This is a genomic window from Desulfonatronum thiodismutans (assembly GCF_000717475.1).
In the GTDB taxonomy this organism is placed as follows: domain Bacteria; phylum Desulfobacterota; class Desulfovibrionia; order Desulfovibrionales; family Desulfonatronaceae; genus Desulfonatronum; species Desulfonatronum thiodismutans.
The window spans coordinates 426,588-450,847 of the sequence record NZ_JPIK01000005.1 but is presented as its reverse complement, the minus strand read 5'-3'; the positions used below and the strand labels follow the sequence as shown (position 1 = coordinate 450,847).

The window sequence follows — 24,260 nt, the reverse complement described above, 5'->3', positions numbered from 1 at the left end:
ATTTTTTCACCAATGAATTCAGGTGATAAAATCGGCTTTTAAAAAGAGAAAGCCGACTCAATGAGGCCGGCTTTTCCGCATTATCCCCGGCAACTTCAGGCCACCGGGACCATTACCCTTAAGAACCTACTGTCGAAGCTCAAAGGAAGAAAATGTCTTTTCATATTCGATCCACTTGCATTCCAGATTCTCCACCTTGCTGAGGGGCGGGCCCTGAAGAAGATGGGCACGGAATTTCTCGAGGTTCTCTTCGGAACCTTGTGCCAGGACTTCGTGGCGATCATCGTGCAGGCTACGGACCCAGCCGGTGATAGCAAGATTTTTAGCTTCGTTCACAATCCATTCCTTGAACTCACCACCTGGAATCGCACTTGCGGACTTGCCGGCAAAAACACAATTGAGACTTCGAGTCATTGTCGTCCTCCTCAGAGCTAAACGGTTTACCATACCAGTCAACACTGGTGGCCGAAGAACTCATTCTTGGTTCAAACCTCTTGCCTTTCTGCTCATGTTATTTTCTTAGCCAACGTCCAAAGCAATGTAAATCCTTTCCGAACGCACCTGGCCCTGAACATGCCTTGCCACTTGCCTCTACATCGACAATCACCAGGCATCATTGAGTCCGTTACTTCTCAAAAACCTAAACCCTGTCAACACACTGAAACAATTAACAATAAACAAGAAAACCACGCGAGATCAACCATCCGTACCGCTGGTCACGCAATTGGAAAAAGGCTACCTTTTCAAATCTTTCATCCACGGATTTATCTTGTTGGATGTGGTAAAACAGACCCAAAGGAGAATGAACAGATGAAGGCTTTAGCCGTAAATGGAAGTCCCAGGAAAGGTGGAAACACGGAAATCCTCTTGCGTAATGTTCTGGACCCGCTTGGGCAAGCCGGTTGGGAGACCCGTCTGCTTCAGGTCGGAGGAGGAAAAATCGGCGGCTGCATCGCCTGTTACAAGTGTTTCGAAAACAAGGATCTGCGTTGCGCGGTGACCAAGGACGACTGTAACGACGTCCTGGCCGAGGTCTGGACCGCGGATGCGTTGATTTTCGGATCTCCGACCTACTTCACCGACGTCAGCGCAGAAATGAAGGCTCTGCTTGATCGCCTCGGTCTGGTCAGCCTGGCCAACGGCGGCGCGTTGCAAGGCAAGATAGGGGCCGCCGTAGTCGCGGTCCGCCGAGGAGGGGGAACGCACGTCTTCGACACCATCAACCACATGTTTTTGATGTCGTCCATGATCGTTCCAGGCTCATCTTACTGGAATCTGGGGTTCGGTCTGAACAAAGGAGATGTACTCCAGGACGCGGAAGGCCTGCAAAACATGCGGCACCTCGGCCGGACCATCGACTGGCTGGGCAAGGCCATAAAACCGCACCAGGCCGACTTCCCACCGACCGTTGCCTCAGGTGAAGAGACTTCGGGCTAGCGGTTCATTTCTGCCGAAAAAGGCTCTACGTAACCCAAATTGGCAACACCTCAAAACAATCCGTCTGGAGGATATGCATGGACTTGCGGGAAATTGGAAAACTTCTCAGGGAGGAACGCTTGCGGCAGGGCGTGGAACTCCCGGCCGCGGCCAAAGTTACCAAAATCGGGACCTCCGCTTTGGAGGCCATTGAAGAAGGTGATGAAACCCCTTTGCCGAATCCGGTTTACATCAAGGGGTTTATTCGAAATTACGCTCGCTTTCTAAAGCTTGATCAATCAGTGGTCGACAACGCCCTGGGCGAAGTGCGATTCGTGAGCGGCAATGCCATGTGGTCCCCCCCACAGAGCTTGCCCGTCGCCCGGAGGTCGCCTTTGGGATGGAAAATCGGGCTCACCGCCCTCGCGCTAATCGTCCTGGCGGGGGGAGGAATTGCGTTGCTCCAGTTCAGCTCGAACAATGGGAGCGTACAGGTCTCGGACACGCCCCCCGTCTCACCGGATTCTCCGTCCCAGCCTCCTGAGCTCCAAGCCGTGCAACCAACGTGGCCCTCCACCTCGAAGCCGCATCAGGAGCAGGCCGAAAACGTGGCGGCACCACATGAAGCCTTTACTGAGGCACCAGCCTCGCCGACAGTTGCCCAGGAACAGGCTGCGGTTCAAGAGCAAGCTCAAGACTCTGACGAAGCTCCAACGGTTCACCCGGACATGAATCTGCAAATGGTCGAGCTGGACAATATGCGTTTGACTCGCAGACCAGGGAACCTTCGTGCGGACTTCGATATCCGCAATCTTTCCAACGATCTCATTTCCGGATCTATCTCCATATCCTTCATCAGCAAGGACGACCACACCTTTCCGGCCCTGGGCAACGAGGAAATCCCCCGGTTCAGCATCCGCAATTTCCGCCCCGTTTCCACGCGCCTGCACTTACCTCCGGAATTAAATCTGGACGATGTGTCCCGGGTTCAGTTCGTGGTCACGGGCTCCGATGGCACGGATGTTCTGGTCAAAACGTATCCAATAGACCGAAATTAACCCCTCAACCTGTATCGTTAAAAGAGAACCGCCCTGGCTGAATTTTCAACCAGGGCGGTTCGCTTCGATCCCATAAACGGTTTTCACCGTCCACTTCTGGATGAAGCGTTAGAGGACGACCTCTATCAGTAGGCTTCCTCGTACTCCAGATCCGCATCCGTGATCTTGTGTCCAAAGGTGATGTGCAGCCACGCCTGGTAGGCGATGACCAGAGGCACGAACACCAGGACCACGCCCAGCATGATCTTCAGAGTCAGTTGGCTCGACGCGGAGTTTGCGATGGTCATGCTGTAGGCCGGATCCAGGCTGGAGGGCAAAAGCGCCGGAAACAGGCCGATCACTCCGAAGAGGGTCACGCTGATGATGCTCACCGCCGAAGCCCCCCAGGCCATAAGCATGGACCGCTTGCCCAGGAAGACGCGGGCCTGGACCAGTCCGACCACGGCCAGGAGCAGCACGACGAACAAGAGAGGGTTGTTCAGGTAGTTATCGAAAAGACTGGTGGCGAAGGCGGTCATCACCAAGAAAAGGACCACCACGACCATCAGGGCCAGCCACAGCTTCTCGGCCATGGCCGCGGCCCGGTCCGCGATGGGCCCTTCGGACTTGACGCCCAGCCATAAACTCCCGTGCAGGGAGAACATCAGCACGAATAAGACGCCCCCCAGCAACCCGTAGGGGTTGAGCAGATCCAGCAGCCCACCTTCATTGATCCCCTGGGCGTTGAGCGGAATGCCCTGGAAAATGTTCGCGAACGCCACACCCAGCAGCAGGGCCGGCAAAAAGCTGCCCGCTACGTGGCAGAAATCCCAGACTTTGCGCCAGCGTTCGCTATCCACCTTACGCCGGAACTCGAAGGACACTCCGCGCAGGATCAGGGCGAACAACAAGAGCATCAAAGCGGTGTACAGGCCGCTAAACAAGGCGGCGTACGTGGCCGGAAAGGCCGCGAAGGTGACCCCGCCCGCGGTGATCAACCAAACCTGGTTGCCATCCCAAAATGGGCCGGCGGCATTGTACATGATCCGTCGATCCCGCTCATCCTTGGCCAGAAAGGGCATCAGCGTGCCCATCCCCAGGTCGTATCCGTCCAGGGCGAAATAGACCGCCCAGAGTACACCCCACAATATAAACCACGTGATTTCCAACATATCGATTCTCCTTGATGGTCGATTGGGTTCGAATCATGCCGACCGGATCAGGCCGAGGCTCCCTCGGGACGCGCGGAAAAGCCGGACTCGGATTCAGCCGCCGCGATCTTATTGCCCCCGGAGGACTTGGGGCCCTTTCGTCCATGATACATCAAGAGGTAGACATCCACCGCCACCAGTAATCCGTAAATCAAGCCAAAAAGAATGAGCGAAAAACCGACTTGGCCAAGGCTTATGCCTGCGGAAACGGCGTCCTCAGTGCGCATGATCCCGTTCACGATCCAGGGCTGACGCCCCACCTCGGCCACGATCCAACCCAGTTGGATGGCCATGTAAGGCAAAGGGATCACCCAGGGCAGAATACGCAGCAGTCTGGGGGATGACTCAGGGTTCTTGCGGCGGATCCAGACCCACGCAGCCAGTGCCGGAAAGAGAAACCCCAGTCCGACCATGGTCCGGAAGGAGGCGAAGGTCAGCAGTACCGGCGGACGGTCTTCCTCGGGAAAGTCCCTCAACCCCTTCACTTCCGCGTCGAACGAATGATAGGCCAGCATGGACAAACCGCCGGGAACAGGCAAAATTTCAACCAGATTGCGCTCGTTGGCCGGATCCGGAATCACGAACAGATACTGGGGAGCCTGGGTCATGGTGTCCCAGTGGGACTCCATGGCCGCAAGCTTGGCAGGTTGATACTTGGCCACGGTGGAGCCGTGGTGGTGCCCCTGCACCACCAGAGCCAGGGCGAAGACCAGGGTAAACGGAGCGGCGATTTGAAAAGAACGCTTGAAAAAATCCACGTTGCTGCCCCGAGCCAGATGCCAGGCCGAAATGCCCAGAACAAAAAACCCGCTGAGTACATACGCTGAAAAAAGGACATGAAAAAACTGTTGCCAAGCGAAGGGGTTGGTTACCAGGGCCGCGAAGCTCTCCAGTTCGGCGCGGTCGCCGCGCAGCACGAATCCCGTGGGATTCTGCATCCAGCCGTTGGCCATCAGAATCCAGAACGCCGACAGATTGGCCGCCAAGGCCACCAGCCAGATGCTGGCGTTGTGCAGCTTGGGGGACAGCCGATTCCAGCCGAAAATCCAGACCGCCAGGAACGTGGACTCCAGGAAGAAGGCCAAAGTAGCCTCAATGGCCAGCAAGGAGCCGAAAATGTCTCCGACATAGGCGGAATAGCGCGCCCAGTTAGTCCCGAACTGAAACTCCAGGGCGATTCCCGTGACCACGCCCAACGCAAAGTTGATCAGAAAGAGTTTCCCCCAAAACTTGGCCATCCGCTTGTACACCTCGTCCCCGGTGCGCACCCACTTGAACTCCATGTACGCCACCAGGAGCGACAACCCCAGGGTCAACGGCACGAAGATGAAGTGCACAAAGGTTGTGAAGGCGAACTGCAGTCGCGACAACAACAATACGTCCATTACCAAGCCTCCTTATAGTTGAAAAATCCAAACCGTCATATCGTCTTTGCCACTATTGTCGGCAAGAGTGGTCAGCAATTGCCCTTCAATTCGGACAGCGGTACGCTCAATGTCTGCCGCAGGCCCGCCCTGGCCTTCTGCCAGACCTGATGCACGCCGCAAAAATCGCTTCGCCCGCAACCGTTTGGACGGAAAATGCACTCGTTCAAAAAAATTTCCCCTTCAACCGCCTCAACCACGTCCAGCAGCGTCACTTCCTCCGGAGCCCTGAGCAGCCTATAGCCACCTCGCGCGCCCTGAACGATCTGAATCAATCCGGCCCGAGCCAATTCCTGGGCAATCTTAGCCAGAAACGGGCCCGGGATATCCATGGCCTCGGAAATATCCCGCCGGGCTACAACACTCCCTGTGCCGGCCGTGGTCAGGTAGATCATGCAGCGCACAGCGTACTCTCCGGCCTTGGTCAACATCATGATTTATGTGTCTCCTCCCTACAAAATAAAAGATAAATGCGATTTTTTTTGTCCTATATAGAGCGCACGGAGCCTTGTCAACAAGGTCCGCGTTGATATCCTCAAGCGTGAGCCCTTCACCGTATATCTCTTAAAAATTGACCGGTTGCGGAATCCGGATCATCCCGGATCTGCTCAGGTGTGCCGCTGGCAACGATGCGACCGCCGGCGTCACCACCGCCGGGGCCCAGATCAATGACATGGTCCGCGGCCCAGATCACATCCAGATTGTGCTCGATGACCACCACGGACGCACCCCTGTCCACCAGCCGTTGCAGAACGTGGATCAGCTTGCCGGTTTCATGCATGTGCAAGCCGGTGGTGGGCTCGTCCAGGATGTACAAGGTTCCGGGAAGGCTGCGCTTGCCCAACTCCCGGGAAATCTTGATCCGCTGGGCCTCTCCGCCGGACAGGGTCGTGGCCGGCTGGCCGAGACGCAAATACTCCAGCCCGACCTCCTGGAGTACCTCCAGACGACGCTCCAGGGCCGTATAGTTGGTAAAAAAACGGCGGGCCTCGGCCACGGTCAGGTCCAGAACCTGGGCGATGTTCAGGCCCTTGTATTCGATGGCCAAGGTCTCACGGTTGTAGCGCTGGCCGCCGCAGACCTCGCAGGTCACGAACACGTCTGGAAGAAAGTGCATCTCCACCCGGATCTGCCCATCCCCCTGACAGGCTTCGCAGCGGCCTCCGGGCACGTTGAAGCTGAACCGCCCCGGAGTATAGCCGCGCTTGCGGGCTTCCACCGTGGTGGAAAAAATTTTGCGGATCTCATCGAAGACCTTGGTGTAGGTGGCCGGGTTGGAACGTGGCGTACGGCCGATGGGAGTCTGGTCAATGGCAATGATTTTTTCCACCCGCTCCAGGCCCTCTATGCCCCCGATCTTGCCCGGCGTATCCACCTTGATCCCTCTGGCCAAGGCAATGTGCTTGTACAGGGAGTCCACCACCAGGGAGCTTTTGCCCGATCCGGAAACTCCGGTCACGCAAACCAGTGCGGCCAAGGGGATGGCGCAGTCCAGATCACGCAGATTGTTCGTGCGCACCCCATACAAGGTCAGGGCGTGCTCACCCTTTCGGCGCTTCTCAGGCCCGGCGATGACGAGATCTCCACGCAAGTATTTACCGGTCAGAGAATCCTTGCAGCTTAGCAGCCCGTCCACCGTGCCGTGGAAGACCAATTCCCCCCCCAAGGCTCCGGATCCGGGTCCCAGCTCCAAGACATGGTCCGCGGTACGGATCGTGGCCTCATCGTGCTCCACCACCAGCACGGTGTTGCCCCGCTCCTGCAAGTCCCGCAACGACGACAACAATCGGGCATTATCCCGAGGATGAAGACCGATGCTCGGCTCGTCCAGGACATACGTCACGCCCACCAGACCCGAACCCAGTTGGCCAGCCAGTCGGATTCGTTGCGCCTCTCCACCGGAGAGCGTGGACATGGTCCGAGCCAGGCTCAGGTACTCCAACCCCACCCTGACCAAAAAATCCAGACGATGAACCAACTCTTTGAGCAGCGGGCCGGCGATCAGTTCCTGCTGCCCGACAAAACTCCGGTCGCGCAGCCACTCCAGGGCTCGAACCACGGGCAGGCCGCAAAACTCATAAATATTCAGTTTCTCGACCCGGACGGCCAAGGCCTCGGGCTTCAGACGAGCGCCTCCGCAAGCCGGGCAGGGGCGGTTCTGCCGAAACCGGGACAGTTCGTCCCGCCAGACCGGCCCAAGCACCTGATGCCCCCGGTCCAGAAGCGGAACCACTCCTTCCCAGGACACGTCTTCATCGCCGTGAAAAAGGGCTTCCCAGGCTTGCGGAGGATACTCGGCCAGGGCCATATCCAAAGTAAACCCATGCACCCGGCCTAACCGTTGCAGTCCCTCGGCATACCTTGCCAAGGACGATGGCTTGCGCCAGGGGATGATCCCGCCTTGGCGCAGGCTCAGACCTTTGTTCGGGGCCAGCAAATCCGGCTCAAAGTACTCCACGCTGCCGATCCCCGAGCAGGTCGGACAGGCTCCCTGGGGACTGTTGAAGGAAAAGAGTTGCGGCGAAAGCGGCGGCAGACTGATGTCGCACCGGGTGCAGACCGAAGTGGTGCTGAAAACCATCTCTTCCCCATCTACGACCTGAATGGAAATCCGGCCCTTGCCGTACTTCAGGGCCAGTTCCAGGGAATCCGCGAGACGGTGACGTATCTCTGGCCCCGCCACCAGGCGATCCACCACCAGTTCCAAGGTGTGGCGCTGATTCTTGGTGATTTCCGGAAGCGGCTCCAACGGCAAGACCGCCCCATCCACGCGCACCCGCACAAATCCCTGTGCCTTCAGCTTACGCATCAGATCCTGCTGCGTGCCCTTCTGGTTTTCCACCAGGGGGGCCAGTAGCAAAAACTTTGTCTGTGCCGACAACCCCAGGATAGTCTGAATGATTTCATCCTGGCTGCGCGCCTCGATGGCTTGTCCGCACTTTGGACAGCTCATCCGGCCCAGCCGGGCGTAGAACACCCGCAAATAATCGTAGACCTCAGTCACCGTACCCACGGTAGACCGGGGGTTGCGGGTCAATGTCTGCTGCTCCAGGGAGATAGCCGGAGACAGGCCCTCGATTTTGTCAACCTGGGGCTTATCCAACTGCGGGAGGAACTGCCGAGCGTAGGCCGAAAGCGACTCCACGTAGCGGCGCTGCCCTTCAGCATAGATGATGTCAAAAGCCAAGGTGGACTTTCCCGAACCGGACGGCCCACACACTACCACCAGCTTGTCCCGCGGAATGTCCAGGGACAGATTCTTTAGGTTGTGTTGGCGAGCACCTTCAATATGAATAGCGGATTCAGTCATAAGACAATGAAAAAAGGCCCGCGAGGGGCCTTGTTAATCTTGAGAATTACCCTTGGCTCAAAATAAATCACCCGAACGAACGTTCAAACAACTCCGCCACGGCTTTCTTTCCACTCTCTTCCAAAAATCGTGTCCCGGTTCCAGTAAAATGGATGTTCGCAATGGCCGGGGTGTCCTGGGGATTCCAGGCTGCTTGCTCCCAGCGGAACCAGCCGTTTTTAGCCTGGTCGAATACAAAGAGCGGCTTGTTGCAGATCTTGGCGAATTCGGAGCCCCAACCAGTACCGCCCTTGACCGTGCCGTCTTCCTGGATGCTGCCGATGACGTAGATTTCCATGCCGTTGTTGACCTGGTACCAGATGGTTTGGAGAACTTTGCGCATGATTGGAGCGTTGGAGTAGGTTCTGTTCAGCAGTCGGGATACGTAGGTCATGCTGACGTCCCCGCGTCGCAACTCCTCCTGGGTCAGGACCCTCATGCCCCGGGACCGGCTAATCTGGTGTCCTTCAAAGGTAAAATTCACCTCCGCGACACCAAACCGCTCGGCCATGGCCCCGAATTCCGCTTCCGCGCCCGTAGCTCCGCCGCTGTACAACGTGCAATCCCCAGCATTCAGTTTCATGACAACTCCTTTTCATCCGGTAATTGAAAAAAATCTCCCGCGTCAGCGGACCATCTCAAAACGCAAGATCCACCATAACTCCGAAAAACAATAACGCCGCCACCACGCCGTTCAAGGTGAAAAACGACATGTTCAGCCGACTGAGGTCCTTGGGGGAGACGAGGCGATGCTCCCAGAACAGGACTACGGCGACAATGGCCCAGGCCAGTAGGTACAACCACCCCAGGGATGCGGCAAGACCGGCCAGGAGAAAAAACAGGGCCGCCTGGGCGTGGCTGAATCCGGCCAGGGCAAAGGCCGAGTCCAGGCCGAAGGCGGCGGGAACGGAATGCAGGCCGTGGGATCGGTCGAACTCCACGTCCTGAGCCGCGTAAAAAATATCAAAGCCGGCCACCCAGAACAGCACGCCGAAAAACAAAAGCACAGCCGGAAGCGCGAACTGGGGATCAACGGCGATCCATCCGGCCACGGGTGCCAGCCCCAAGACCGAACCCAGGAAGAAATGACACAACCAGGTGAAGCGTTTGGTCAGACTGTACGCGGCGGACCAGAGCAAGGCCGGGCCGGACAGGATCAGGCATAAGGTGTTCAGCCCGGCGCAGGCCAACACGAAAACCAGGGCAGTACCCAGGGCGAAAAGGAACGTGAACCGGACGCTTAACTCCCCGGTCACAAGTTGCCGGGACTGGGTCCGAGGGTTGATTCGGTCATAGCGCAGATCAAGAATGCGGTTCATGGCCATGGCAAAGGAACGGACCATGACCATGGCCAAAGTCAGCAACAAAAACACCCGCCACCCCGGCCAGCCGCCGGACGCCAGAAATGCGCCGGAATATGCAAAGGGCAGGGCGAAAACAGAATGTTCGATCTTGACCATGGCCAAGACCAGCCGCAATCGATGCCAGAAGATGTTCATAATGGTACGATGAATGACGGTTACCTGACGACAACCCGCAAAAATCGTTTTTTCCCGACCTTCAGCACGTACTCTCCCGGTTCCAGAACCTGCTCGGGATCGTGGTGCTTCTCGCCGTCCACGGTGCAGGCCCCCTGACGGCAGAGGCGCTTGGCCTCGGCTCGGGACGGACACAGGCCCGCCGTGTCCAGGATGGCCAGGAGGCGACTTTCAGGGCCGTGACTCGCCTGAAAAACATCCATGTCTTCGGGATTTTCCTTCCTGGCAAAAACCCGCTCAAAGGCGTCCTGGGCGGCCCGTGCCTGATCCGCGCCATGAAACCGGGTCACTAACTCCAGGGCCAGATCGACCTTGGCCTGTTTGGGATGCAGCAGGCCCTGCTCCACGTCTCCTCGCAGCCTGGCCACCTCGGCCAGGGAGCGGTCGGACAACAACTCGTAGTAGCGCCACATCAGCTGATCCGAGACGGACATCACCTTGCCGAACATGTCACCGGCCGGCTCTTCAATGCCGATGTAGTTGCCCAGCGACTTGCTCATCTTCTGCACGCCGTCCAGGCCTTCCAGAATCGGCACGGTCAGGATGACCTGAGGCTCCTGGCCATAGTCCCGTTGCAACGTCCGTCCCATGAGCAGATTGAACTTCTGGTCCGTGCCGCCCAGTTCCACGTCCGCCTGCAACGCCACGGAATCGTAACCCTGAACCAGGGGATAGAGGAACTCATGGATGGCGATGGGCTTGCCCGATGCGTAGCGATTGGAAAAATCTTCCCGCTCCAGCATCCGAGCCACGGTGTAGTGCGAACAGAGCCGAACGAAATCCGCCGCGTTGAAGGCGTCCATCCAACGTGAATTGAAGGTAACCGTAGTCTTGTCCGGATCGAGAATTTTGAATACCTGGCGCTTATAGGTCTCGGCGTTGGCCAGGACAGCCTCCCGGGTCAGTGTCTTGCGGGTTTCGGACTTGCCCGAAGGGTCGCCGATCATGCCCGTGAAATCTCCGATCAGGAAAGTGACGTCATGGCCCTGTTCCTGAAAATGCTTCAGCTTTTGAATCAGCACCGTGTGGCCGAGGTGGATGTCCGGGGCCGTGGGGTCGAATCCCGCCTTGACGCGTAACGGCTTGCCGCGCCCGATCTTGGTCTTCAGTTCATCCAGGTCGATGACTTCCACCGTTCCGCGCTGGATTTGCTCCAACTCGGCCTTGGTCACCACCCTTTTAGAGCACTCTTCCTTGCAACTCATGTTATGGCCTTTGATTATTTGGCATACCCCACCGCCCGCCGCTCACGGATCACGGTGACCCGAATCTGTCCGGGATAGGTCAGATTCTGCTCGATTTTCTTGGTCAGATCATTGCACAGCAAAAACGTCTTGTCGTCGTCCACCAGGTCCGACTCCACGACGACCCGCAACTCTCGTCCGGCCTGAATGGCGAACGCCTTGGACACGCCTTCCATGCCCGTGGCCATTCCTTCCAGGTCCTCCAGGCGCTTGACGTAATTTTCCAACAACTCCTTGCGCGCCCCGGGCCTGGCCCCGGAAAGGCCGTCCGCCGCCTGCACCAATACGGCCATCACGCTTTTAGGCGGGACTTCCTCGTGGTGAGCGGCGATGGCATGGACGATGTCCTTGCCTTCTCCGTATTTCTTGGCCAGATCCGCGCCGATGGTGGCGTGGGGGCCCTCCACTTCATGGTCCACGGCCTTGCCGATATCGTGCAGCAGGCCCGCCCGTTTGGCCTTCTTCACGTCCAGGCCGAGTTCAGCGGCCATGATTCCGCAGACAAAGGCGACTTCCAGGGAATGCTGCAGAACGTTTTGGGAAAAACTGGTCCGATAGCGCAACTGGCCCAACAAACGGATAATCTCCGGATGGATGCCGTGAACTCCCACGTCGAAGGTGGCCTGTTCGCCCCACTCCCGGAGCTTGACGTCCATTTCCTGTTCGACCTTCTTGACGATATCCTCAATCCGCGCCGGATGAATTCGTCCGTCGCTGATCAACCGTTCCAGGGATTGCTTGGCCACCTCGCGGCGCAAGGGACTGTACGCGGAAAGAATCACGGTCTCCGGAGTGTCGTCAATGATCAAGTCCACGCCCGTGGCCGCCTCCAGGGCGCGGATGTTGCGACCTTCCCGCCCGATGATCCGCCCCTTCATGTCCTCGCTGGGCAACGCCACTGAAGAAACGGTTTGTTCAGTGACGAACTCTCCGGCATAGCGTTGAATGGCCGTGGCCAAAATTTCCTTGGCCTTACGGTCGGCGCTTTCCCTGGTTTCACTTTCAATCTGGCGCAACGTCTTGGCCGATTCGTGGCGAGCCTGACTCTCGATCTCTTCCATCAGCCGCTTTTTGGCCTCCTCAACGGTCAGCCCGGAAATTTCCTCCAGCCGCTTTTGCTGCGTCAGGGTCATCTCCGCCAAGCGTTCCTCCTGGACCGCGAAATCCCGCTCCCTCTGGATGAGACTCTTCTCCAGGTGAACAACATCGCTCTCCTTCTGAGAAGCCTTTTCCAACTTCTGTTCTAGACGCTCTTCCTTTTCCTGCAGCCGACTTTCCTGCTTTTTCAGTTCACTTTCCCGGTCCCGATACTCCTGCTCCTGTTCCTTCTTGCGCCGAAAAATTTCATCCTGGGCTTGGAGCAGGAACTCTTTCTTCTGGACTTGGGCCTCTTTCCGGGCCTCCTCCAGAATTTTTCCCGACAGTTCTTCCGCCTCCTTGACCTTCGTACCGGCGATATGCCGCTGGGCCACATAGGCCAGGGCTCCTCCGGCCAACAAGCCGAAAAGCAATATGAAAACGCTCTCTATCGACATGGGATTTTCCCCTTTTCCAAATCATCTCGCCCATTCCATCAATGGGCCGCACAAACGCTATCGCACCCGCCATCAAAGGGGACGACGTCGCCTGCATGCATAGCATAGGCCGCCACGATTGTGGCGTCATATGGATCGGGGGAGATCAAAAAGCCGAAACCGGGTGTTTCGGGGGAGGCTGGAAGGATGGGAACGTCGACAAGCCGAAGGTTGTGGAGAACGGAGCAATATCGAAGAAACAACAGGCTTGTGCATCGTTGTAAACCCCGGAAAGCCGTGTCATGAGCTTCTTTGAACCTTGCTATGCAAGGTGGGCGCCACTGTCCGGACTTCAGGCTCCCCAGGTGACTGGGTCTGCGCACCGCCCGGTTGGAAGCGGCTCCCGTTGGGACTATATTGGCTCAAAAAAGTACTCGATGATCACGAACCTTCCAGGGGATTAAATTATTCCGACTGTGTATCAATATTATTCCCGGCACTATCGTCTTGATCCATCCGGTGAAGCAATTTTTCCAGCTTTGTCTCCAACTGCCCCAATTTTTTGCATGTCAGGAGATAATCATCCGCTAGTCCCAGCGCTAAAAACGCCAGGAGTTTTTCCTTGCTCATATGCTTGCCCTGTTTTTTCAGCACGGTGAACCGCTCTTCAATCTCCTTTCTGGCGGCAACGACCTGGGCTTGATCCGCATCAGCCTTGAAGGCCAATTCCAACCCCAAGACTGATATGGTATGACTGGGCATGAGCAAATTAAATAGCCGCTTCTTGAATTTTCTTCAAGAGGTTGTCAATCCGACTCAAAACTTCCTGCTTCTGCTTTTTCTCCGCCTCCAGCTCTTCCAAGAGGCGAAGATTTTCATCTTCAACGGATTGAATCCGTTGCAACAGTCGGTCAATTTTCTCTTCGAACTGAGTGAGTATGTCCATGCGCTTCACATATCCTGGAAAGACAGTAATGATCAAGAAATAATTTAACCCGAACGCTTTTCGTTTTGAGTGCCCGGCTCTTCCGTCTGCCGCCTGGCGAAGCACTGCTGCTTCCCGCGGGCCACGGCCAAGGAGGCATCCGGAACGTCCTTGGTGATCACCGAGCCTGCTCCCACCAGGGCGTCGGCCCCGATCCTGACCGGAGCCACCAGCGCGGTATTGCTGCCGATAAAGGCTCTCGGTCCGATTTCAGTGAGGTGCTTGCGCTTCCCGTCGTAGTTGCAGGTGATAGTCCCGGCACCGATGTTTGCACCCTCTCCAACCTCGGCGTCTCCAAGATACGTCAAATGGCTGGCCTTGGCATTCTTGCCCAACCTGGCCTTTTTCATCTCCACGAAATTTCCGATTCGCGCACCCGTTTCCAGAACCGCGTCCGGTCGCAAGCGGGCATACGGGCCCACGACGCAGCCTTCACCCACAGTGGCTCCCTCAAGGTGCGAAAAGGAACGGACGACGCTACCGGAGCCGATACTGGAATTCTTGACCCAGGTATGGGACTCCAGGACCGCTCCCCGGCAAATATGAACAGCGCCGCACAACTCACAGGGGCCGAAAATCTCCGCACCGGGCTCCACCAGCACCCTCGGACCGATGCTCACGGTATCGGGCAAATGGATCGTCACGCCGCCTCGCAGCAAAGCCTGAACAGCTCGGCGACGAAGCACATCTTCGGAATCAGCCAACTCCAGGGGACTGTTCACCCCCATACAGGATAAAGAATCGCCGACATCCCCGGCATTGAAGGTCCCCACCCGCAGACCACCGCGTACAGCAAGGTCCACGAGATCGGTCAGATAGTACTCGCCCTGCTTGTTGTCGGCTGAAATTTTGGAAAGCAGCGGCCCCATGGTTGCAACGCGCAGCAAGTAAATTCCGGCGTTGATTTCGCCTGTGGGCTCTCCATGGAGTTTCGGGTCAAAATCCTTGGCTTCGACGATCCCGCTAACCAATCCGGAACCGTCGCGCACAACCCGCCCGTAGGACAAAGGGTCTTCCAGGGTTGTCGTCACGAAGGCCAGATCAACCTCATCATGCATCATGGCCGCGCAGAACCGTTCAAGCATCACACCGTCAATCAGCGGCGTATCTCCGTTGATAACAAGACACCAGCGGGGATTCGCGGCCAGAATAGCGGGCCAAGCCGAAAGCACGGCATGTCCGGTCCCCAACTGTTCTTCCTGAAGAATGAACCGTTCCTCCGGAAACTGCTTTCGAACCAATTCCGCGCCGTGGCCGATGATTGTGTACGCACTGTCCCCCGCTAAAGGTCTGACAGCCTCCAGGACATACCACAGCATGGGTTCACCCAGCAGGGTGTGCAGCACCTTGGGCTTGTCGGAATGCATCCGCGTCCCTTTGCCCGCCGCCAAAACCAAGGCTGAAAAAGATTGAACCGCTTGCATAATCTCCTCGTTGGTTCACATAGCGTGATCGCTGCGCGCCAAACCTTAAGCCCTTTGGACCGGACCATCTCCTGTGAATTCCTTTGAAGAAAAACGACGGCTGACCCTAGCCGCCTCTCCCATTCCCTCCTACACGTGAGGCTGGAATCAGGCAACCGATCAAACAGAGGCATGGCAATCAAACCATAATGTTTGATTTCAGGTACTTGCCCCAGACAGCAGGCAACTTGGCGGAATGACGTGAAGGGCCGTCGGCCATGGCCCATAATAAAAAAGGCCGGGGCAAATGCCCCGGCCTTTTTTATGCGGTGGTGAATGCGTCGAGTCGTGTTCGACTAGAAGCGATAGTTGAAGCCAGCGGCCAACTTCCAAGCGCTGTCTTTGGCCAGATCTTCGCGGGACTTGCCGACATTCAGCTTGTCCAGATCCATCTTGCCCCAAGCCGTTTCAACAAGGAGGGACAAATTTTCGTAGATCTGGTACTTATGATCAAAGGTGACTTCGTAGTACTTGTCGTCCTTGGTGAACAAGTTAGCATTGGCGGTGTCGTTGGTACCCTTGGCGAACATGAAGCCCAGGGTGTGGCTCAGATCCTGAACAAAAGTGATGTCGCCCAACTTCACGCCAGTGGCCCACATACCGATGGTGCCTTCAGTGGCCCAGTAGGAATCGAGATCGCTGGCACCGGGCAGATCAGCGATAAAGCCGCGCATGATGCCGTCCGTGCCGCCGCCGAAGGAAGAGCCGACCATGCCGAAGGAAGTCGGGGCCCAGGAGGTGCCGTCCGTGCCGATGGTGGGCATCCGCTTGCTGTCACCACCACGGGAATACTTGGAATCTTCACCGGTCTCGTACAGGAAGTATACTTCGGGAGTCATCATGTCCATCTTGTACGCCAAGGCGACGTCGGCAATAAAACCGGAAGCCTTGAAGTTGTCGGTCAGCTTGACGGAACCGTAGTTGAAATCACCTTTGATAACGAAGGGGTCCAGCATGTCCACGGCAAAATTCAAGCCGGCGAACCACTGATTGGCGTTCTTGAAGGGATTCGGATCAGCATTAGCGCCGAAAGCGCCGTTCAGGAAATCCTTGCCCCAGCGAGCGTACACGGCAAAGGGATTCAACTTAACGCCGTCCAAAGAAATGGGCAGCACGGCGGCGAAGACGTCAACTTCGTCTTCAATCTTGGCATTAGCCGTTCCCTGGGTGAGGTCGTAAGGACGAGCCCAAGCCACGGTCAAGCCCATCATGTCGTTGAACGGAATGATGGCGGCCAAGGCAGCCACGTCGGCGGACAGGATGTGAGAACCGTAGGTGCTGGGCAGAGCGAAGCCCTGGATACCGGCCTTCACGGCAGCCTGAGTACCGGGAATCGCGAACTGGATGAAGGCGTTCTTGGTCTTCACGTTGACGCCGTCGGCATTCAATGCAGCACCATGCCCTTGATTACCCCAGCTCTGGTTGCCGATTTCAAAGTGCAACACACCTTTCAGGTTCTCGCTGGCGATGAACTCGAACAGCACCCGAGCGCGCTGCATGGCCTGAAACTTGTCATACTTGGAATCGCCATCAAAATCATTGGTGTTCTTCAGATAGTTGAAGTGCACCCGCCAGTTTCCTTTTGCATTCAACTCGATAGCGGAGGCGAAGCCCGCGGTACCGAGAATGAAGGCGGCCAAAACGGCCAAAACGACTAACTTTTTCATACCTTCCTCCTTTTGAAATTCACAACAAACCTTCCGCATTCAACCATTGCCGCAACGAAGACTTCCTTCCTTCGTCAGGTGGAAACCTTCTATGCCCGTCCGAACAAAGATGTCAAGCGAAAAAATCATTTTTTTGACGGAAAATATAATTTTTTTTACCCGCCAAAATCTTGAACTCTCGCTCCGCTAAAAATAAGGATTCCGGGTATGGTTCAAAATTGGTTGACACTTTGGTGTCGGCATCTGTCCCACAGAGGGGACTTTATCCACCATGCGGCCTGCCGTAGGGGCGGGTTTCAANNAAACCCGCCCCTACTCGACACGCTTCTCCCCTTCGCCGGGGAAGTGTCCAAGACCTATATAAATATAGTGCGCGCCGGAAAGTATCGTGCTCATGGTGACTGTTGCCACGAGAAGCTGGATCAGGCCATGCCATGGCAGGCCGAAGGAGTGCTTGGCCAGGACGGCGACGATCAGCGCGATTTGTCCGCAGGTGTTGAATTTGCTCAACCACGTCGGGTGAATCCGCGACCGGACGTCCACGCCCCAGAAATGCAGCAGGGCCATGCCGCCGATGATCATCATGTCCCTGCTGATGACCAGTACGGCCAGCCAGCTTGGCAACAGCCCCACGAATCCGAGGCAGAAGTACGCCGTGATCAGCAGTAATTTGTCCGCGATGGGGTCCAGCAGGGCGCCGAGTTGCGAGCGTTGCTTGAGCACCCTGGCTAAGAAGCCGTCCAGTCCATCGCTCATCCCGGCGATCAGAAAAATCAGCAACGCCGCGCCAAACCGCTGATCAATGAACATCATTACGAACACCGGAACGAGAACGATCCGGAAAATGGTGATGACATTAGGGATGGTCCAGTTGCTGGATGGGCGCATGGATCGGCTCCGGTCTTTTTTAACTTTTCATATTCACATGCTGCAAGGGCACGTCCAGTTCCTGAGCGTCCAGGAGCTTGATCACGGCCTGCAAATCATCAATCTTCTTGCCGGTGACCCGAACCTGCTCATCCTGAATCGCGGGCTGAACCTTCAGCTTCTGCGCCTTGATCAGCTTGACGATCTTCTGGGCCGTGTCCTTGGAAATGCCTTCCTTGATCAGGATGTCCATCTTCACCCGGCCCTGACTGGTGGCCTCCAGTTCCTTGAACTCCATGCTCCTGGGGTCCAGTTTTCGCCGGGTGAAGTGCACCTTGAGCAGATCCTGAATGGCCCGCATCTTCATCTCGTCCCCGGTGACCACATGCAGAACTTTTTCCTTGCGATTCAAATCCAGGTCCGTTTTCACGTTCCGGAAGTCAAACCGCGTATCCAACTCTTTGCGGACATTGTTCACGGCATTGTCCACTTCCTGCAAATCAACCTTGCTCACGATATCGAATGACGGCATTTCGTATTTCCTCCTGGTGAAACAGGGAATATCTATTGATTCATGCTAGTTCGCTTAGTAATGATACCTAGCCATGATGACCTGCAATTTCCCATCATGGATTCTGTACACCAGCCTGTGCTCGGAGTTAATCCTCCGACTCCAATACCCCGAAAGGTTATTTCTCAGAGCCTTTGGCTTCCCCAATCCAGAAAAAGGATCTTTTCGGATATCTTCAAGCAGCTTCATGATACGAGCCAAAACTTTCTTATCGTTTTCAGCCCAATATATCATGTCATCCCAAGCATGATCCACCCACTCAATGATCATGAGCCAACTCGGCAATATCATCCAACGAATGAACGGATTTATTTCCATGTCGCAATTGGTCCAAAGCATCTACCAACCGCCGTGCATTCGCCGGAGACCTGGTCAGATAGGCTGTTTCCTGAAGGGCTTCATAGTCCTCCAGGCTCAATATAACGACCCCAGGTTCAGTATTCCGAGTGACGATAATTGCCTCATGATCTTCAACGACACGGTCAATAATCTTGGCAATCTCACCGCGAAACCGGGTATAGCTGATGGCTTCCATATAACGTCACCTCTCCTCAATTCAGCCAGATTATCTTGATGGCAAACAGGAAAACAGTCCGGTCAGGAAATCAAGAGCCAACGACACCTGTCCCGCTCTACCCCGCGGCCCCGCAGCATTTCTTGTGTTTCTTGCCGCTGCCGCAGGGGCAGGGATCGTTTCGACCAACCTTGGGCTGGTCCCGACGGACGGGCTCCTTGGCCGGGGCTTTTTGTTCCGAGCCGGAGTACTGCAGTTTCAGAGGCTTTTCCTCGTGCTGGAACTGTTCCTCGCGGACCACGTTCAGACGCAGGTGGCAAAGGTTGCGCAGAGTGTGTTCCTTTATCAGGTGCAGCATGGCCTGAAACAACTCGAAGCCCTCGCGCTTGTACTCCTGCTTGGGGTCTTTCTGGCCGTAGCCGCGCAGGCCGATGCCGTCGCGCAGGCCGTCCATGTTCAGCAGATGCTCTTTCCAGTCCCGGTCCAGGCTGTCCAGCAGAAAATAACGCAGAATCTCCTGGTAATGCTGGGGGGCGTCCGTCTTGAGCTTGTCGAGCACGCCCCGGATCAGCTCCACGGTTTCGTCCTGACCGGGCAGTTTGTCCTCGGGCAGAGGATGAACCCGTCCCAACCCGAAAATCTCGCCCAGCCGGGCCCGGACTTCCTGGCGAGCCTCGTCGTCCGCGTCCTTGTCCTGCACCGGCGCGTAGATGTCCTCCACCAGATCGTGGACAAAAGACTCGACCATCTCCTCCAGGTCCTTGCTGGCCATGATTTCCCGACGCTGGGTATAAATCACTTCCCGCTGCTGGTTCATGACGTTGTCGAAGTCCAGAAGCTGTTTGCGGATCTCGAAGTTGTGGGCCTCCACCTTGCGCTGGGCGTTTTCAATGGCCCGGGAGACCATCCGGTTCTCGATGGCCTCGCCCTCCTGCAATCCCAGCCGCCCCATCAGCCCGGCGATCTTGTCCGAGCCGAACAGCCGCAACAGGTCGTCGTCCAGGGCTAGGTAGAACCGGGAGCTGCCCGGATCGCCCTGACGTCCGCTTCGTCCGCGCAACTGGTTGTCGATGCGTCGGCTTTCATGGCGCTCCGTGCCGATGATGTGCAGCCCTCCCAGGTCCACCACGCCCTCGCCGAGCACGATGTCCGTACCGCGTCCGGCCATGTTCGTGGCAATGGTCACCTGTCCGCTATGGCCAGCCAGGGCCACGATCTCGGCCTCTTTCTCGTGGTTCTTCGCGTTGAGCACGCTGTGCGGAACCCCGTGACGCTTGAGCAGTTTGGCCACGATTTCGGACTTCTCGATGGACACCGTACCCACCAGCACGGGCTGCCCCTTGCGGTGGAGTTCGCTGATCTCCTGGGCGATGGCCTTATATTTGTCGTCCTGGGTCTTGTAGATCATATCCGGATGATCTTCCCGGACCATGGGCCGATGGGTGGGGACGGACGCCACGTCCAGGTTGTAGATTTCCTTAAACTCCACTGCTTCGGTGTCCGCGGTTCCGGTCATCCCGGCCAGCTTGTCGTACATCCGGAAATAGTTCTGGAAGGTGATGGAGGCCAGGGTCTGGTTTTCTGCCTGAATCTTGACGTATTCCTTGGCTTCCAGGGCTTGGTGCAACCCGTCGCTGTAGCGGCGACCGGGCATGGTCCGGCCGGTGAATTCGTCAACGATGACCACCTGCCCGTCGCCCACGATGTAGTCCACGTCACGTTTGAAAAGATGGTGGGCCTTGAGGGCCTGCAGGATGTGATGCTGAAAGCGGATGTTTTGCGGGTCGTAGAGGTTTTCCAGGCTGAGCAGCTCTTCGCAGCGCATCACCCCCTCTTCCGTGAGCAGGATGGCGCGCAGCTTCTCGTCCACCGTGAAATGCTCTTCCTTCTTCAGTTTGGGAATCAGGGCGTTGATCTGCATGTACAGCCCGGTGGAGTCCTCGGCCGGACCGGAAATGATCAGCGGGGTCCGGGCCTCGTCGATCAGGATGGAGTCCACCTCGTCCACGATCCCGAAAAACAGGTCCCGCTGGACCAGGTGCTCCATCCGGAACTTCATGTTGTCCCGCAGGTAATCGAAGCCGAACTCATTGTTCGTGCCGTAGGTCACGTCGGCGTTGTAGGACGTTTGGCGTTCGGGATCGGTCAACCCGTGGAGGATCACCCCGACCTCCAGACCAAGAAAACGATAGATTTGCCCCATCCACTCCGCGTCGCGGCGGGCCAGGTAGTCGTTGACCGTGACCACGTGCACGCCCTTGCCGGCCAGAGCGTTAAGCACCACAGGCAGAGTCGCGGCCAGGGTCTTGCCCTCGCCAGTCTTCATTTCAGCGATCTTGCCGTGATGCAGGACCATCCCGCCGATCAACTGGGCGTCGAAGTGTCGCATCTTCAAGGCTCGCCAGGAAGCCTCGCGCACCAAGGCGAAGGTCTCGGGCAATAAATCGTCCAGAGAACGCCCGTTCTGGACTTGCTCCTTCCATTCCCGAACCTTGACCGGGAAGTCGTCGTCCCTGAGCCCGCGCATCCGTTCTTCGTGGCCATTAATGGTCTGCACCATCGGCTTGAGCTTTTTCAGATACCGCTCATTCTTGGAGCCGATTACTTTCTTGACGATAAAATTGAACATGCATTTCTCCTTAGTATTCCGCGAAAGCCCTGGACGCAGGGCATTTGTGTTCTCGAAGCACGGGCACTCTGGATCGGTATCGAAATCGATGATTCCTGACCGTAGCCGCTATCACCCTTCAAACAACTCCAACCAGTGCGCGACCTCGACGCCTTGGGGGGCCGTGGCCGCGAGTTGGATCGCGCAACCGCTGCACCCGGTGCTCACGGTGAGTTCGCTTTGTTCAGGCGCTAGACTCCAATACCGATCCGCTACCTGGGAGGACAAGCCTGGGGCGCTGAGTCGCATCACGCCGCCCATCCCGCAGCAAGCGTTTTCGGCCTCGGCAATCAGCCGTGTCGCGAACACGCCGCGCAAAAAAGCAGCATCCGGGTCTGGATTTGGAGCGTGACAAGGGCGGTGGTAGAGGACCGTTCCGTCTCCTCCAGCGCGAAAGTCTTGCGGATCGACCAGGCCGCTCAGAGGCTGAACCGCGGCTTCCCAGGCCAGTCGCTCCCGGTCGTCCTGAAAAAGGTCCTTTGACTTCGTGTAATCATGCAAAGCCGTAGTGCATGTGGCGCAGATGGTGAGCAGCGCAGGTCGCCCCCGTTCCCTCCACAAGACCACATTTTGAGACCGCATTTCGTCGTTCAAACCGGGTAATCCTGCCTGAGCCACCGTAAAACCGCAACATTGCCAATCCGGGAAGCCTTTCAGCCGATCATCCGCCGCCCCCAGCATCCGCACTGCGCTTTCCACCCACCAGGGTCTGGCGAATCGCGCCGTGCATCCGGGGAACAGCACGGCGTTCCCGGGCAAAACAGCTTCGTCGGCAACCCGCTCAAAGCCACCGGATGTCCGCTCCCGAGAAGGCCGACGCACCAAGGCCCGCGGCGCATCCATCATCCCGGCACCGAGTTGTTCCGGAAGCAACCCCGCGCAGCGGCCCACCAGCGGCCAAAGACTCTTGGCCTGGGTGATCCAGGTCCGCCAGACCCAGGCCTGCCACCCCGGATGACCGGCCTTCTCCTCCCGCAGCAGTTCCGGAAGATTTCGGCCTTGAGGACAACCATCCGCGCACCGTCCGCACCCCAGGCACAGCCCCAGCAGTTTGCTGGCCGCGGCCGGATCATGGAGATTGCCCTCCTCCAGTGCCTGGCGGATCAAAAAGGACTTGCCCCGAGGGCTCAACTCCTCCCGCCCCGTGGCCGCAAACAACGGACAGACGTCCAGACACTTGCCGCAAAGAATGCACGGCCGCGTCGAAGCGCCCGAGTTCGTGGGGTATGGTGCCGCGCGATTGGCAGGCCGAATCTGTTCTCTCATCGAAATCGAAATCGCTATCGAAATCGGAAAGTTACCAGAAATCGATTTCGATCACGATTTCGATTTCGATCACGATCCAGAGCGCCAGCGGCTCGAAAAAAATCTGCCTTGGCGCAATTGTGAAGGAGTGTGGACAACGGGAGACTCAATACGCCTTGCCCGGGTTCATGATTCCCTTAGGATCAAAGGCCCGCTTGATCAGGGAGAACAGGCCGCGCTCCACCGGGCCGACCTGCCGATGCAGCCAACCGCGCTTGGTCAGGCCCAGGCCGTGTTCTCCGGAAAGGACGCCGCCCAAATGGAGCACCAGTTCCAGCACGGCGTCCCGGACCTGGAACGCATGCTCCAGTTGGTTCTCGTCCGAGGCGTCGTGCATGATGTTTACGTGGATGTTGCCGTCGCCCAGGTGGCCGAAGGTCAGGATCGGCAAATCGTGGGCCCGACCGATGTCTCGGATGCCCAGAATGCCTTCGGCCACCTTGCCCCGGGGCAGGGAAACGTCTTCACTGATCTTGTCCGGGGCCAGACGAAAGGAGGCCGGGTTGATCAAGCGCCGCGCCTCCCAGAGCCGTTCCTCGTCCGAAGCATTCCGGCCCTCCTCAACAAATACCGGAGCATGCCCTTCCAAGGCGCTCCGGATCAAGGCCAGTTCCTCCAGCAACCCTTCCGGACGCCCGTCGCATTTGAGCAACAGGACCGCCTTGGTCCGATCATTCCAAGGAGAATCGGCGATTCGAGCCACGCAGTCCAGGACCTCTTCGGGCATCAATTCCATGGCCACGGGCAGAATCCCGGCCCGGAACACGGCCCGGGACGCGGCCAGCGCGTCGTCCAGGGACCGGTAACCGACCATCAGCGAGGCCTGGGCCGGAGGCAGGGGCAACAGCTTGAGCGTCAGCTTGGTGAAAAAAGCCAGGGTCCCGGCGGAGCCCACCAGCAGGCGGGTCAGGTCCAGGCCGACCACGTTCTTGTGCGTCCGGGCCCCGGTGTGGATCAGCTCCCCGCCGGGCAGCACGGCCTCGATGCCCAGAACGTAGTCCCGGGTCACGCCGTACTTCACGGCCCGCATCCCCCCGGCGCAGGTGGCCGCGTTGCCGCCCAGGGTGGAAAAGCGCACGCTGGCCGGGTCCGGAGGATAGTACAAGCCCCGGCTCTGAACCTGAGACTGAAAGGCCCCGGTGACCACCCCCGGCCCCACCTCGGCCGTGAAGTCGTCTTCCTGGATGTCCACTCGGTCCAGGGCCAGACAGGACACCACCACCCCTCCGCCCCGGGGCACGCACCCGGCCACCACGTTGGTCCCCCTGGCCCGGGGAAACAGCGGAATTTCTTCCCGATGCGCCCAGGTCAGAAGCTCCTTGATCTGCTCCACCGTCCGGGGACGCACCACGGCCCACGGCAAAGCGAACCGCCGACTGGCGTCCGCCCCGTACACGCAGGTCGCTTCCGGCTGCTCTAAATAGTCGTCGCCGGGAAACTGACCGCGAAGAAAGGCGCGTTGGGTGGGAGTTAGGGACATAAGGGTA

The 24,260-nt window shown here is 57.5% G+C and carries 22 protein-coding genes and 1 other RNA gene; 2 read left to right on the top strand and 21 right to left on the bottom strand.

The features are described from left to right. Nucleotides 1-126: 126 nt before the first annotated feature. Nucleotides 127-414 (bottom strand): acylphosphatase, encoded by a 288-nt coding sequence (locus GY33_RS20320; RefSeq protein ID WP_084184795.1) that lies wholly within the window; start codon nucleotides 412-414, stop codon nucleotides 127-129. A gap of 396 nt (nucleotides 415-810) precedes the next feature. Here GY33_RS20320 and GY33_RS0105465 point away from each other — a divergent pair, with 396 nt between their 5' ends. Both GY33_RS0105465 and GY33_RS0105460 read left to right on the top strand, forming a co-directional pair. Then, on the top strand, nucleotides 811-1,437 hold the full coding sequence (locus tag GY33_RS0105465) for a flavodoxin family protein (protein ID WP_035271314.1): 627 nt from the start codon (nucleotides 811-813) through the stop codon (nucleotides 1,435-1,437). Nucleotides 1,438-1,514: 77 nt separating this feature from the next. Beyond that, nucleotides 1,515-2,474, top strand: coding sequence for a helix-turn-helix domain-containing protein (locus GY33_RS0105460; RefSeq protein ID WP_031386369.1), 960 nt, complete (start codon nucleotides 1,515-1,517; stop codon nucleotides 2,472-2,474). 125 nt (nucleotides 2,475-2,599) lie between these two features. On the opposite strand, the gene cydB is transcribed toward GY33_RS0105460, so the two are convergent. The 20 genes from cydB to GY33_RS0105360 form a co-directional block, all read right to left on the bottom strand. After that, nucleotides 2,600-3,625: a cytochrome d ubiquinol oxidase subunit II gene (gene cydB, locus GY33_RS0105455; protein WP_031386368.1), complete on the bottom strand. Its 1,026-nt coding sequence runs from the start codon at nucleotides 3,623-3,625 to the stop codon at nucleotides 2,600-2,602. A 47-nt stretch (nucleotides 3,626-3,672) separates the two neighbouring features. Beyond that, nucleotides 3,673-5,049, bottom strand: coding sequence for a cytochrome ubiquinol oxidase subunit I (locus GY33_RS0105450; RefSeq protein ID WP_084184792.1), 1,377 nt, complete (start codon nucleotides 5,047-5,049; stop codon nucleotides 3,673-3,675). 71 nt (nucleotides 5,050-5,120) lie between these two features. Further along, a complete protein-coding gene (locus GY33_RS0105445; protein WP_031386366.1) occupies nucleotides 5,121-5,522 on the bottom strand; it encodes an RrF2 family transcriptional regulator in 402 nt (133 codons plus the stop codon). Between the two features lie 116 nt (nucleotides 5,523-5,638). Continuing rightward, nucleotides 5,639-8,398 carry an excinuclease ABC subunit UvrA gene (gene uvrA / locus GY33_RS0105440; protein ID WP_031386365.1) on the bottom strand — a complete coding sequence of 920 codons (2,760 nt, stop codon included), beginning with the start codon at nucleotides 8,396-8,398 and terminating at the stop codon, nucleotides 5,639-5,641. Nucleotides 8,399-8,465: 67 nt separating this feature from the next. Beyond that, nucleotides 8,466-9,020, bottom strand: coding sequence for a hypothetical protein (locus tag GY33_RS0105435; RefSeq protein ID WP_031386364.1), 555 nt, complete (start codon nucleotides 9,018-9,020; stop codon nucleotides 8,466-8,468). Nucleotides 9,021-9,075: 55 nt separating this feature from the next. Next, nucleotides 9,076-9,936 (bottom strand): 4-hydroxybenzoate octaprenyltransferase, encoded by an 861-nt coding sequence (locus GY33_RS0105430; protein WP_031386363.1) that lies wholly within the window; start codon nucleotides 9,934-9,936, stop codon nucleotides 9,076-9,078. 20 nt (nucleotides 9,937-9,956) lie between these two features. Next, on the bottom strand, nucleotides 9,957-11,180 hold the full coding sequence (gene tyrS, locus GY33_RS0105425; RefSeq protein WP_051822315.1) for a tyrosine--tRNA ligase: 1,224 nt from the start codon (nucleotides 11,178-11,180) through the stop codon (nucleotides 9,957-9,959). Between the two features lie 14 nt (nucleotides 11,181-11,194). Beyond that, nucleotides 11,195-12,754 carry a ribonuclease Y gene (rny, locus tag GY33_RS0105420; RefSeq protein WP_031386361.1) on the bottom strand — a complete coding sequence of 520 codons (1,560 nt, stop codon included), beginning with the start codon at nucleotides 12,752-12,754 and terminating at the stop codon, nucleotides 11,195-11,197. A 259-nt stretch (nucleotides 12,755-13,013) separates the two neighbouring features. Beyond that, nucleotides 13,014-13,195, bottom strand: a non-coding RNA gene (gene ssrS, locus GY33_RS20315) — 6S RNA. Nucleotides 13,196-13,198: 3 nt separating this feature from the next. Beyond that, nucleotides 13,199-13,495, bottom strand: a complete 297-nt coding sequence (gene zapA / locus GY33_RS0105415; RefSeq protein ID WP_031386360.1) for a cell division protein ZapA — start codon at nucleotides 13,493-13,495, stop codon at nucleotides 13,199-13,201. Nucleotides 13,496-13,502: 7 nt separating this feature from the next. Further along, nucleotides 13,503-13,679, bottom strand: coding sequence for a hypothetical protein (locus GY33_RS21210; protein ID WP_153304578.1), 177 nt, complete (start codon nucleotides 13,677-13,679; stop codon nucleotides 13,503-13,505). A gap of 44 nt (nucleotides 13,680-13,723) precedes the next feature. Beyond that, nucleotides 13,724-15,142: a bifunctional UDP-N-acetylglucosamine diphosphorylase/glucosamine-1-phosphate N-acetyltransferase GlmU gene (gene glmU / locus GY33_RS0105405; protein ID WP_051822314.1), complete on the bottom strand. Its 1,419-nt coding sequence runs from the start codon at nucleotides 15,140-15,142 to the stop codon at nucleotides 13,724-13,726. Between the two features lie 335 nt (nucleotides 15,143-15,477). After that, nucleotides 15,478-16,848, bottom strand: coding sequence for an outer membrane homotrimeric porin (locus GY33_RS0105400; RefSeq protein WP_031386358.1), 1,371 nt, complete (start codon nucleotides 16,846-16,848; stop codon nucleotides 15,478-15,480). Nucleotides 16,849-17,160: 312 nt separating this feature from the next. Continuing rightward, nucleotides 17,161-17,736: a CDP-alcohol phosphatidyltransferase family protein gene (locus GY33_RS0105390; RefSeq protein ID WP_035271310.1), complete on the bottom strand. Its 576-nt coding sequence runs from the start codon at nucleotides 17,734-17,736 to the stop codon at nucleotides 17,161-17,163. 19 nt (nucleotides 17,737-17,755) lie between these two features. Next, complete coding sequence (locus GY33_RS0105385; RefSeq protein ID WP_031386356.1) at nucleotides 17,756-18,247, bottom strand: YajQ family cyclic di-GMP-binding protein; 492 nt, start codon at nucleotides 18,245-18,247, stop codon at nucleotides 17,756-17,758. Between the two features lie 54 nt (nucleotides 18,248-18,301). Next, nucleotides 18,302-18,556 (bottom strand): Txe/YoeB family addiction module toxin, encoded by a 255-nt coding sequence (locus GY33_RS0105380; RefSeq protein ID WP_031386355.1) that lies wholly within the window; start codon nucleotides 18,554-18,556, stop codon nucleotides 18,302-18,304. Next, the gene (locus GY33_RS0105375; protein ID WP_031386354.1) at nucleotides 18,546-18,821 is read right to left on the bottom strand and encodes a type II toxin-antitoxin system Phd/YefM family antitoxin; all 276 of its coding nucleotides are present in this window, start codon (nucleotides 18,819-18,821) and stop codon (nucleotides 18,546-18,548) included. Before GY33_RS0105375 ends, GY33_RS0105380 begins: the two co-directional genes overlap by 11 nt. Before the next feature lie 97 nt (nucleotides 18,822-18,918). Then, nucleotides 18,919-21,429, bottom strand: a complete 2,511-nt coding sequence (secA, locus tag GY33_RS0105370; RefSeq protein ID WP_031386353.1) for a preprotein translocase subunit SecA — start codon at nucleotides 21,427-21,429, stop codon at nucleotides 18,919-18,921. A 111-nt stretch (nucleotides 21,430-21,540) separates the two neighbouring features. Further along, nucleotides 21,541-22,734, bottom strand: a complete 1,194-nt coding sequence (locus tag GY33_RS0105365; protein WP_084184791.1) for a (Fe-S)-binding protein — start codon at nucleotides 22,732-22,734, stop codon at nucleotides 21,541-21,543. Nucleotides 22,735-22,879: 145 nt separating this feature from the next. Next, a complete protein-coding gene (locus GY33_RS0105360) occupies nucleotides 22,880-24,253 on the bottom strand; it encodes an FAD-binding oxidoreductase (protein ID WP_031386351.1) in 1,374 nt (457 codons plus the stop codon). Between the last annotated feature and the right edge of the window lie 7 nt (nucleotides 24,254-24,260).

Coding starts and splice junctions, on each gene's coding strand:
- GY33_RS0105460 (WP_031386369.1), top strand. CDS start 1,515: ATGGACTTGCGGGAAATTGGAAAACTTCTCAGGGAGGAACGCTTGCGG.
- GY33_RS0105465 (WP_035271314.1), top strand. CDS start 811: ATGAAGGCTTTAGCCGTAAATGGAAGTCCCAGGAAAGGTGGAAACACG.
- GY33_RS0105380 (WP_031386355.1), bottom strand. CDS start 18,556: ATGATCATTGAGTGGGTGGATCATGCTTGGGATGACATGATATATTGG.
- GY33_RS0105435 (WP_031386364.1), bottom strand. CDS start 9,020: ATGAAACTGAATGCTGGGGATTGCACGTTGTACAGCGGCGGAGCTACG.
- GY33_RS0105375 (WP_031386354.1), bottom strand. CDS start 18,821: ATGGAAGCCATCAGCTATACCCGGTTTCGCGGTGAGATTGCCAAGATT.
- uvrA (WP_031386365.1), bottom strand. CDS start 8,398: ATGACTGAATCCGCTATTCATATTGAAGGTGCTCGCCAACACAACCTA.
- GY33_RS0105450 (WP_084184792.1), bottom strand. CDS start 5,049: ATGGACGTATTGTTGTTGTCGCGACTGCAGTTCGCCTTCACAACCTTT.
- GY33_RS21210 (WP_153304578.1), bottom strand. CDS start 13,679: ATGGACATACTCACTCAGTTCGAAGAGAAAATTGACCGACTGTTGCAA.
- cydB (WP_031386368.1), bottom strand. CDS start 3,625: ATGTTGGAAATCACGTGGTTTATATTGTGGGGTGTACTCTGGGCGGTC.
- zapA (WP_031386360.1), bottom strand. CDS start 13,495: ATGCCCAGTCATACCATATCAGTCTTGGGGTTGGAATTGGCCTTCAAG.
- secA (WP_031386353.1), bottom strand. CDS start 21,429: ATGTTCAATTTTATCGTCAAGAAAGTAATCGGCTCCAAGAATGAGCGG.
- GY33_RS0105430 (WP_031386363.1), bottom strand. CDS start 9,936: ATGAACATCTTCTGGCATCGATTGCGGCTGGTCTTGGCCATGGTCAAG.
- GY33_RS0105390 (WP_035271310.1), bottom strand. CDS start 17,736: ATGCGCCCATCCAGCAACTGGACCATCCCTAATGTCATCACCATTTTC.
- GY33_RS0105360 (WP_031386351.1), bottom strand. CDS start 24,253: ATGTCCCTAACTCCCACCCAACGCGCCTTTCTTCGCGGTCAGTTTCCC.
- GY33_RS0105385 (WP_031386356.1), bottom strand. CDS start 18,247: ATGCCGTCATTCGATATCGTGAGCAAGGTTGATTTGCAGGAAGTGGAC.
- tyrS (WP_051822315.1), bottom strand. CDS start 11,180: ATGAGTTGCAAGGAAGAGTGCTCTAAAAGGGTGGTGACCAAGGCCGAG.
- GY33_RS0105445 (WP_031386366.1), bottom strand. CDS start 5,522: ATGATGTTGACCAAGGCCGGAGAGTACGCTGTGCGCTGCATGATCTAC.
- rny (WP_031386361.1), bottom strand. CDS start 12,754: ATGTCGATAGAGAGCGTTTTCATATTGCTTTTCGGCTTGTTGGCCGGA.
- GY33_RS0105400 (WP_031386358.1), bottom strand. CDS start 16,848: ATGAAAAAGTTAGTCGTTTTGGCCGTTTTGGCCGCCTTCATTCTCGGT.
- GY33_RS0105365 (WP_084184791.1), bottom strand. CDS start 22,734: ATGAGAGAACAGATTCGGCCTGCCAATCGCGCGGCACCATACCCCACG.
- glmU (WP_051822314.1), bottom strand. CDS start 15,142: ATGCAAGCGGTTCAATCTTTTTCAGCCTTGGTTTTGGCGGCGGGCAAA.
- GY33_RS20320 (WP_084184795.1), bottom strand. CDS start 414: ATGACTCGAAGTCTCAATTGTGTTTTTGCCGGCAAGTCCGCAAGTGCG.